Origin of the sequence: Rhodobacter lacus (genome assembly GCF_042683065.1) — a bacterium.
Lineage (GTDB): Bacteria > Pseudomonadota > Alphaproteobacteria > Rhodobacterales > Rhodobacteraceae > Rhodobacter > Rhodobacter lacus.
Genome location: NZ_JBHUIX010000015.1, coordinates 1 through 915 on the forward strand (window position 1 = coordinate 1; position 915 = coordinate 915).

1 protein-coding gene is annotated in these 915 nt (G+C 66.9%); it reads left to right on the forward strand.

What is annotated here, in order from left to right; genetic code table 11:
• Nucleotides 1-915, forward strand: a 915-nt coding sequence (locus ACFSM0_RS16205) for a DUF7507 domain-containing protein (protein ID WP_377392847.1), incomplete at both ends; no start/stop codon positions are given.

The window sequence follows — 915 nt, forward strand, 5'->3', positions numbered from 1 at the left end:
CGGGCGCCTCGGACACGACGAGCTTCACCGCGAGCTATACGCTGACGCAGGCGGATGTCGATGCGGGCAGCGTCTCGAACACCGCGACGGTGAGTGCCAAAGACCCGTCGAATGCCGCGGTGAGCGATACCTCCGGCACCGCGCCGGGCAATGACAGTGCCACCGTCACGTCGCTTGCGGCAAATGCCGGGATCGCGCTCGTCAAAACCGCAATGCTGCACGATGACGATGGCACACCCGGCGTGAGCGCGGGCGACACCATCGCCTATGCCTTCACCGTCACCAACACTGGCACCGTGACGCTGACAAACGTTACCGTCAGTGACCCGAAAGTCACCGTCTCGGGCGGCCCGCTCGCCTCCCTTGCCGCGGGCGCCTCCGACACGACGAGCTTCACCGCCAGCTATGCGCTGACGCAGGCGGATGTCGATGCGGGCAGCGTCTCGAACACCGCGACGGTGAGTGCCAAAGACCCCACGAATGCCGCGGTGAGCGATACCTCGGGCACCGCGCCAGAGAATGACAATGCCACCGTCATGTCGCTTGCGGCAAATGCCGGGATCGCGCTCGTCAAAACCGCGACGCTGCTCGATGACGATGGCACGCCCGGCGTGAGCGCGGGCGACACCATCGCCTATGCCTTCACCGTCACCAACACCGGCACCGTGACGCTCACCGATGTCACCATCACCGACCCGAAGGTCACCGTCTCGGGCGGCCCGCTCGCCTCCCTTGCCGCGGGCGCCTCGGACACGACGAGCTTCACCGCGAGCTACACGCTGACGCAGGCGGATGTGGATGCGGGCAGCGTCTCGAACACCGCGACGGTGAGTGCCAAAGACCCGTCGAATGCCGCGGTGAGCGATACCTCCGGCACCGCGCCGGGCAATGACACCGCCACCGTCACCCCGCTTG